Annotated in this window: 7 protein-coding genes; 2 read left to right on the top strand and 5 right to left on the bottom strand. The window is 73.7% G+C overall.

Features of this window, described 5'->3' with window-relative positions; all coding sequences use genetic code 11:
- Window positions 1–130 precede the first annotated feature (130 nt).
- The 3 genes from IH61_RS0139230 to trpS all read right to left on the bottom strand — a co-directional run bounded on the left by IH61_RS0139230 (window position 131) and on the right by trpS (window position 2,998).
- Entirely contained in the window at window positions 131–805 is a 675-nt protein-coding gene (locus tag IH61_RS0139230; RefSeq protein WP_031079105.1) for a nucleoside/nucleotide kinase family protein, read from the bottom strand.
- A 31-nt stretch (window positions 806–836) separates the two neighbouring features.
- Window positions 837–1,790 (bottom strand): S66 peptidase family protein, encoded by a 954-nt coding sequence (locus tag IH61_RS0139225; RefSeq protein ID WP_031079103.1) that lies wholly within the window; start codon window positions 1,788–1,790, stop codon window positions 837–839.
- Window positions 1,791–1,984: 194 nt separating this feature from the next.
- Entirely contained in the window at window positions 1,985–2,998 is a 1,014-nt protein-coding gene (gene trpS / locus IH61_RS0139220; RefSeq protein WP_037974064.1) for a tryptophan--tRNA ligase, read from the bottom strand.
- 925 nt (window positions 2,999–3,923) lie between these two features.
- Here trpS and IH61_RS0139215 point away from each other — a divergent pair.
- The gene (locus IH61_RS0139215) at window positions 3,924–4,379 is read left to right on the top strand and encodes a hypothetical protein (RefSeq protein WP_031079099.1); all 456 of its coding nucleotides are present in this window, start codon (window positions 3,924–3,926) and stop codon (window positions 4,377–4,379) included.
- A 28-nt stretch (window positions 4,380–4,407) separates the two neighbouring features.
- Here the strand turns inward: IH61_RS0139215 and IH61_RS0139210 are convergent, their stop codons facing one another.
- Complete coding sequence (locus IH61_RS0139210; protein WP_031079097.1) at window positions 4,408–4,932, bottom strand: NUDIX hydrolase; 525 nt, start codon at window positions 4,930–4,932, stop codon at window positions 4,408–4,410.
- Window positions 4,933–5,042: 110 nt separating this feature from the next.
- Here IH61_RS0139210 and IH61_RS49390 point away from each other — a divergent pair, with 110 nt between their 5' ends.
- A complete protein-coding gene (locus tag IH61_RS49390) occupies window positions 5,043–6,116 on the top strand; it encodes an ATP-grasp domain-containing protein (protein ID WP_051838765.1) in 1,074 nt (357 codons plus the stop codon).
- A gap of 118 nt (window positions 6,117–6,234) precedes the next feature.
- On the opposite strand, the gene IH61_RS0139200 is transcribed toward IH61_RS49390, so the two are convergent.
- Window positions 6,235–8,136: ABC transporter ATP-binding protein (locus tag IH61_RS0139200; protein WP_031079092.1), on the bottom strand; the 1,902-nt coding region annotated here is incomplete at its 5' end.

Raw genomic sequence — 8,136 nt, 5'->3', positions numbered from 1 at the left:
AATAAGGCCCAAGCCGCGACCCGAAAAAACGAAGACGCGACCCAGCCCGAACTGGGAAGTGGTGTTTCGAAGGATTGGCCGCCCCGGGACCGTCCGCGCCGATGCGTGTCCGGTGCTCCCTGCCGAGCGACTAGAGAACAGTACGCCTTTCCGGGCCTGTGGGCAAATCGGCTCCGGAGACGGTCCGGGTGCAGAACGGGCGGCCGGCCTTCACGTACTCGCCGTTGGGGTGGTCGTTGCCGGTGACCCAGTGGCGGGCGGTGGCCTCGTCGCGGCCGCCGTCGCGGTGTCGGCGCAGCAGCCGGTCCTCGCGGACGGTGTCGTCGGTGTGGACGTACCAGAGTTCGCGCAGCAGGCGGCGGGCGTCCGGCCAGGGGGTGTCGGCGGAGGCGAGGTAGTTGCCTTCGGTGACGACGAGGCGGGTCTGCGGGTGGACGACGTGGCGGGCGGCGACCGGTTCGTCGAGGGTGCGGTCGAAGTCGGGGACGTAGATGTCCTGGAAGCGGTCGTCGGCGATGCGCTGCAGCAGGGCGACGTAGCCGTGGGCGTCGAAGGTGGCGGGGGCGCCCTTGCGGTGGGTGAGGCCGAGGCGGTCGAGCTGGGCGGCGGAGAGGTGGAAGCCGTCGAGCGGGACGTAGGCGGCGGTGCCGGGGCCTTCGGCGCGGTCGATCTCCGTGACCAGGTGGCGGGCGAGGGTGGACTTGCCGGCGCCGGGCGGGCCGGCAAGTCCGAGGATCGTGCGGGCGGTGCTGCCCGGGCCGCGGAGGAGTCCGAGGGCGAGGGCGGTCGGGGTGGCCTCGTTCATGGCGGCACCCTAGACCTCTTAATGCGAGTTGCTACGAGCCGAGGGCCGGGACGTCGAAGGTGAGCGTTCCGGCGTCGGCGTCGAGGACGGCGGGGACGCCGAGCGGGACGGTGAGGCTGGACGGGCAGTGGCCGAAGCCCAGTTCCCAGAGGACGGGTATGCCGAGCGGTCCGAGGCGGTCGAGCATCACCGCCCGGACGCGCTCGGGCCGTCCGCAGCCCTCCCAGGAGCCGAGGGCGATGCCGGCGACGCCGTCCAGGGCGCCGGAGCGCAGGAACTGGGTGAGCAGGCGGTCGAGCTGGTACGGGTGCTCGTTGACGTCCTCGAGGAGGAGGATGGCGCCCGCGTACGAGGGCCGGGCGGTGGGGGTCCCGCGTTCGGCGGCGAGGACGTGGACGCAGCCGCCGGCGGTGACGCCGTGGGCCCGGCCGCCGACGAGCGGGGTGGCGGTGGGCGAGGTGAGGACGGTGGTGGCGGCCGGGTCGAAGAGGGTGCGGCGCAGGTGCTCGGCGGTGGGGCCGTCGTCGACGAAGGAACCGGCGGCGGCCATGGGCCCGTACAGGGTGGCGAGGCCGAGGCGCTGGGCGAAGGCTTCGTGGAGGGAGGAGACGTCGCTGAACCCGATGAACGCCTTGGGGGCGGCGGTGGCCATGGCCGTCCAGTCGAGCAGGTCGACCATGCGGTGGACGCCGTAGCCGCCGCGGGCGCAGATGACGGCGTCGACGTCGGGGTCGAGCCAGGCGGACCGGAGGTCGGCGGCGCGGTGGGCGTCGGTGCCGGCGAGGTAGCCGAGATCCGGGTGGGTGTCGAGGACGTGCGGGGCGACGGTGACGCGCAGGCCCCAGGAGCGCAGGATCGCGCAGCCCGCGGTGAGGCGTTCCGGGTCGATCGGGCCGCTGGGGGCGATGACGACGATGTGGTCGCCGGGGCGCAGGTGCGGCGGCCGGGTCAGCCCCTGGCCGGGTGTGGTCGGGTGCTGGTCCATGGGGCCGGTCCGCCTTTCGGGAGGGAGCACACAAGAAGAGTGCACAAGGGGGTGCACGCGGGCCTGCACAAGGATTGCGCAGAGGGTGCACGGGTGTGCGGGCGGCCTCGGAGGGGCCGAGGCCGCCCGGTGACGATATGCCCAGGTCCGATCGGGGCGATGTGCGGCGGTGGCGGCGGCGGGTTGAGACCCCTTCAGACCACGGCCCCCATCACCTCCCTCACCTCGGCGAGGGTGGCCTCGGCGACGACCCCGGCCCGTACGGCACCGTCGCGCAGGACCTGCCGCAGGTGGGCGCGGTCGGCGGCGAGTTCGGCGCGGCGGGTACGCAGGGGGCGCAGGTACTCGTTGACGGCCTCGGTGGTGGTGCGCTTGAGCGCGGCGGCGCCGCCGTCGCCGAGTTCCTCGGCCACGGTCTCGGGGTCGCGCTCCTGGCAGAGCGCGGTGAGCAGGACGAGGCTGGAGACCTCGGGGCGGGTGGCGGGGTCGTAGGTGATGCGGCGGTCGGCGTCGGTCTTCGCGCCGCGGATCAGGCGGGCGGTCTCGTCCTCGGTGGCGCCGAGGGAGATGGCGTTGCCCCGGCTCTTGCTCATCTTGCCGCCGTCGGTGCCGAGCAGCATGGGGGCTTCGGAGAGCAGGGGTTGCGGGGCGGGGAAGACTCCGGTGCCGTCGGCGTGGGGGTAGCGCTCGTTGAAGCGGCGGGCGACGGTGCGGGCGACTTCGAGGTGGGGCACCTGGTCCTGGCCGACCGGGACGAGGGTGGCCTTGCAGGACAGCAGGTCGGCGGCCTGGTGGACGGGGTAGGTGAACATCAGTCCGCTGACGCCGGTCTGGCGGGAGTGGGCGATCTCGTCCTTGACGGTGGGGTTGCGGCTGAGTTCGGCGACGCTGACCAGGCTGAGGAAGGGCAGCATCAGCTGGTTGAGGGCGGGGACGGCGCTGTGGGCGAAGATCGTGGTGCGCTCGGGGTCGAGGCCCGCCGCGAGGTAGTCGAGGACGAGGTTCTCGGTGTGTTCGGCGAGCCGGTCGGCGACGTCCCGGTCGGTGATCACCTGGTAGTCGGCGACCAGGACGAACATCTCGGCGCCCCGGTCCTGGAGGCGGACCCGGTTCTGCAGGGTGCCGAAGTAGTGGCCGAGGTGGAGCGGCCCCGTGGGGCGGTCCCCGGTAAGGACGCGCTCGGCGGGAACGGTGCTGGTGGTGGTCATCGGGTTTCTCCTCGTAGGGCCGGCGGCGTCGGTGCGCGGCCGTCCGGGGCGAGGGGCCCGTCCTGCGGTGGAAACGCGACAGGGCCGTCCATCCCGGACGGCCCTGGTCAGGCGAGTGTGGTGGCCGTCCTAGGACGGCCACCAGCACAGGTCTGCGAAGCGCTTCATGCGGTCGAGGCTACCGGCTGTCAGTCCTCTACGACAGGTGCGGGGGTGTCCCGGCGCAGCTCCAAGCGCGCGGACCGAAGGTCGAATGGGCCGACTCTCGGTGATTTCTTGCGCTTGGGGAAGGTTTGTCATTGCTTGCTTTGGCCTGCCCTTGGGGCAAGGAGGGGGATGCGGGTTCCGGGGAGGTGGGACCGTCGCGCCCGGCAGTCGGGCCGACACGTGCCGTAGGGGCTGGGCAAGAGTCGGGTAAGCGGCCGGGTTCGAGGCTTGGCCCTGGTGGCGCGGTGCGGGAGGATCGTCGGACCGTTCCGTGAAGGGCCCGCCGATGACCTCGTTCCGTTCCACGACCGACCCGTCCCTACCCGGTTCTCCGGGTTCCGGTAGCGCCTCCGCGCGTCAACCCCCGCCGTCCCCCTCCTCTTCTGCTTCACAAGCCGCACGCTGTTCGATCGCGACGACCTTCGACGGGGCGACCCGGTACGACTCGGTGCCGCAGCCGCGCGGCCCACGGGACTCGGAGGCGGTGCCCGACTCCGACGACGGATCACATCCGCCCGGCGGCACTCCGGTTGAGCCCGTCCGATTCGGACAGCCGGCTCCGGAGGCCGAGCGCACGGCGCGGGTGCCTGCGCCGCGGACGGGGGGCGAGCAGCCCCGAGGATTCGTCCCGCTGCGGCCCTCGCCCTCGCGGCGGCTGCGGCGGATGCACCCGCCGACGACTCCGACCGGGCAGGGGGCGGCCGAACGGGAGACGGCCGTGTCCGACCCGAACGGGTCGACCGGCTCTTCGGGGCAGGGCGAGGTGACCGCTCGGGTGCGCCCGGCCGCGGGCGCCTTCCCGGTGACGGCCTCCATGGCCGAGGCCCCGCCCGGGCCGGCCGTACCGCAGTTGGGCGTCCTGATCGGCGGCGGACCTGCCCCGGCCGAGGCGGTGGGGCGACCGGAGGAGCGGGCGCCGGTCCGGGTGGCGGCGCGGCCGCTGCGGATCGGACGCGGCACCAGCCTCGTCGTCCTGCCCTCCTGGCGGCCGGCGATCGCCGTGTCGGTGCCGACCGATCAGCTGCTGTCCGCCACCGGACTCGGCTTCGAGCAACTGGCGGGCGCCCGGCTGACGGTGCTGATGAATCCGGCCGCGCTGCACGACCGGGAGCTGGAACTGCACGGCTGGGAGTGCGTTCCGGCCGTACGGGGGCGGCGGGGCGGACGGCCCTGACGGCCGCCCGGCTCGTACGGTCCGGCGTTCAGGGCTTGTTGGGGACGTAGCCGAGGTCGACGGGCGCCGGTGCGCGCCCGTCGACCGCCCATCCCGTGCGGACGGGCTCCAGCAGTTCCGGCAGCCGGGGCGGCCAGAGCGCGTCCGCGTTCTCGTCGGCGAGGTCGGCCGCCGTCCACCAGCGCCAGTCGAGGATGCGGTCGGTGGCGTGCACCGCGCTGACGTCGCCGACCGGGCCCCGGTGCGGGCCGATGGCGAGGTAGATGTGCTCGTGCTGGCGCACGGGCGTGCCGTGCCAGGTGAAGTCGTGCTCCCAGGTGCAGAGCAGCGGGCCGGGCTCGAGGTCCGTCCAGCCGGTCTCCTCCCGGAGCTCGCGCCGGGCGCCCTCCCTCGGGGTCTCCCCCGCCTCCAGGCCGCCGCCCGGCATCGTCCAGTGGACGCCCACCTCGTCGTTGTCCGAGCGGAGCAGGAAGACCGCGCCGCTCCCGTCCAGCACCACCGTGCGGGCGGCCTGCCGGGGGACGCGTCGGCGCGGACGCAGCAGTTTTCGCATCGGGCCACTGTGGCACCGGGGGCCGGGGTGGTCGAGTGAATTCGTGTGCGGCGGCGGCCGCTTGCGCGTGCACGGCATCATGACCGGCCCGGAGCCGTACCCTGACCGCCATGCCTTCTCCTGCGATCCTCATCCCGGCCGATCCGCTCAACCCGCGCCGGCCCGACCCGCACTTCGCCTGGGAGGCCCGGCTGCTGCGTGACCTGGGCGGGGTGCGCCACCTGGTCGACCACGACGCGCTGCTCACCGGGGACGCCGCCGACGCCGAGGAGGCCGTCCGGCGGGTGCCGGAGGGCGCCGGCCCGCTCTGGTACCGGGGTTGGATGCTGCCCTCCGCCCGTTACGCGGGCTTCGCTGCCGCGCTCGCCGCCCGCGGCTGCCATCTGCTGACCAGCCCGGCCGGGTACCGGACGGCCCATGAACTGCCCGGCTGGTACGGGGTGTTCGAGGGGGCGACGCCGCCGAGCACGTGGATTCCGTACGGGGACGGGGCGGCTCCCGGGACGCAGGAGCTGGCGGCGGCGGTGGCGCGGCTCGGCGGGAGCGGGCCGGCGATCGTCAAGGACTACGTGAAGTCGCGCAAGCACGAGTGGCACGAGGCTTGCTACGTCCCGGAGTTGGCGGACCTGACGGCGGTCGGCCGGGTGGTGGGGCGGTTCGTCGAGCTGCAGGGCGAGTTCCTGGCCGGCGGGGTGGTGCTGCGGCGGTTCGAGCAGTTCGAGCGCGCGGGAGCGGTGGCCGCCAACGGCTCGAACGGCGGAGGTTCGAACGGTGGTGGTTCGAACGGCGGCGGTTCGAACGGCGGAGGTTCGAACGGTGGTGGTTCGAACGGCGGCGGTTCGAACGGCGGCGGTTCGAACGGTGGTGGTTCGAACGGCGGCGGCTCGGACAGCGCCGGTTCGGACGACGGCGGGAGAGCCGTGGAGGCGCGGGTGTGGTGGCTGGACGGGCGGCCGATCCTGGTCGGCCCGCACCCGGACGCGCCGCACCAGGTCGTCGAGCCGCAGCTCGCGGGCGTCTCCTCGCTGGTGCGCACGCTCGGCTGCCGGTTCGTCACCACCGACCTGGCCCGCCTGGCGGACGGCTCCGGCTGGCGGGTGGTCGAGGTCGGGGACGGACAGGTGAGCGACCTGCCGCGCGGGATCGACGCCTCCGGGCTGCTGACCTCGCTGATCGCCGCCTGAGGAGGCCGGAGAGGGGGCGGAGGGCGGCGGAGGCTGGAGGGCGGCGGAGGCCGGAGAAGGCCGAACGCGCCCGACGGCCGACCGGGTTCGTGTCCCGGTCGGCCGTCGGGGGCTGCCACTACCCGACCGGCTCGGGCTCCGGGTGGCCCTCCGCGATGAACGCCTCCCAGAGCCGGGCGTACGCCCCGCCCCGGGCGAGCAGTTCGGTGTGGGTGCCGTCCTCGACCACCCGGCCGTGGTCGAGCACGACCACCCGGTCGGCGCGCTCGGCGGTGGTCAGGCGGTGGGCGATGACCAGGGTGGTGCGCCCGCCGCTGAGCCGGTCGGCGGCGCGGTTGACCGCCGCCTCGGTGGCCAGGTCGAGCGCTGCGGTGGCCTCGTCGAGCAGCAGGACGTCCGGATCGACCAGTTCGGCCCGGGCCAGGGCGATCAGCTGGCGCTGACCTGCGGAAAGGTTTCGCCCACGGCCCGCGACCTCGTGGTCGTAGCCGTCCGACAACCGGACGATCATCTCGTGCGCACCGACCGCCCGGGCCGCCGCCTCCACCTCGGCGGGCGAGGCGGAGGGACGGCCGTACGCGATCGCCTCGCGGACGGTGCCCGCGAACAGGTACGCCTCCTGCGGCACCACGCCCAGCCGGTGGCGGTACTGGGCGAGGTCGTAGCGGGTGAGGTCGACCCCGTCGACCCGCACGGTGCCGGACGTCGCGTCGTAGAACCGGGCGACGAGCTTGACCAGCGTCGACTTCCCCGCGCCGGTCTCGCCGACCAGCGCCACCGTCTGACCGGCCGGGACGTGCAGGTTCACGTCCGTCAGCACGTCCGGGGCACCGTCCGCGCCGCCGTTGTAGGCGAAGCCGACGCCCTCGAAGGTGATCTCACCGCGCAGCCGCCCGGTCACCGGTACCGGCTCGGCCGCCTCGGCGGTGGTGGTCGGGGTGCGCAGCAGTTCCCTGATCCGGCCGAGGCCGACCGACGCCTGTTGGTAGCCGTCGAACACCTGGGAGAGCTGGTTGACGGGGGCGAAGAACAGGTCGATGTACAGCAGGTACGCGACCAGCGCGCCGACCGTCAGCGTCCCGTCGTCCACCCGGGCCGCGCCCACGATCAGCACCAGTGCGGCGGCCACGCTGGAGAGGAACTGCACGAACGGGAAGTAGAGGGAGATGTAGAGCTGCGCGCGGACGCGGGCGTCGCGGTAGGCGATGCCGCGGGCCACGAAGCGGTCGGTGTTGGTGTCCAGACGGCGGAACGCCTGGACGATCCGCATGCCGGCCACGTTCTCCTGCAGGTCGGCGTTGACCGTGCTGATCAGGTCGCGCGAGAGCTCGTACTGCGCCTTGGACTTGCGGCGGAACACCAGCGTCGCGATCACCAGCAGCGGCAGCACGGCGAAGACCACCAGGGCCAGGCCCGCGTCGATGATCAGCAGGGCGGCGAAGATGCCGGCGAAGGTCAGCAGGCTGACGACGAAGGTGACCAGGCCCGTCTGGAGGAAGGAGGTCAGCGAGTCCAGGTCAGTGGTCATCCGGGTCATGATCCGGCCGGTCAGCTCGCGCTCGTAGTAGTCCAGGCCGAGGCGGTTGAGGTGGGCGAAGATCTTGAGCCGGAGCGTGTAGAGCACGCGCTCGCCGGTGCGGCCGCTGACCCGGTTCTCGGCGCCCTGCACCAGCCAGTCCAGCAGGACGACGGCGAGCGCGATGAGGGAGGCCACCACGACGCCGGACATCAGGGCCTTGCTGACGCCCTCGTCGATGCCGCTGCGGATCAGCACCGGGAGGACCAGGGCGGCGGCCGCGTCCAGGGTGACGAGGAGGAAGGCGAGGGCCAGCGGAGCGCGGAAGGGGCGCAGCAGGCGGCGGAGGCTGAAGTCGGCGTCTCCGGCCTCGGCCTCGGCGCGCGGGACCTCGGGGGCGTCGGCGGCGGGCGGGAGGGCGGCGACCTTGGCCAGGAGTTCGGCGTCGGCGGTGCGGGCCGCCTTGGTGAGGGCGGGGGTGGGGAGCTGCGGGGGGTTCTGGGG

Source organism: Streptomyces sp. NRRL WC-3742 (genome assembly GCF_000720635.1).
In the GTDB taxonomy this organism is placed as follows: domain Bacteria; phylum Actinomycetota; class Actinomycetes; order Streptomycetales; family Streptomycetaceae; genus Kitasatospora.
This window is presented reverse-complemented; position numbering and strand designations above follow the sequence as displayed.

Bases quoted from the DNA above. Each gene is read 5' to 3' on its own strand.
- IH61_RS0139230 (WP_031079105.1), bottom strand. From the start codon at position 805: ATGAACGAGGCCACCCCGACCGCCCTCGCCCTCGGACTCCTCCGCGGC.
- IH61_RS0139225 (WP_031079103.1), bottom strand. From the start codon at position 1,790: ATGGACCAGCACCCGACCACACCCGGCCAGGGGCTGACCCGGCCGCCG.
- trpS (WP_037974064.1), bottom strand. From the start codon at position 2,998: ATGACCACCACCAGCACCGTTCCCGCCGAGCGCGTCCTTACCGGGGAC.
- IH61_RS49390 (WP_051838765.1), top strand. From the start codon at position 5,043: ATGCCTTCTCCTGCGATCCTCATCCCGGCCGATCCGCTCAACCCGCGC.
- IH61_RS0139210 (WP_031079097.1), bottom strand. From the start codon at position 4,932: ATGCGAAAACTGCTGCGTCCGCGCCGACGCGTCCCCCGGCAGGCCGCC.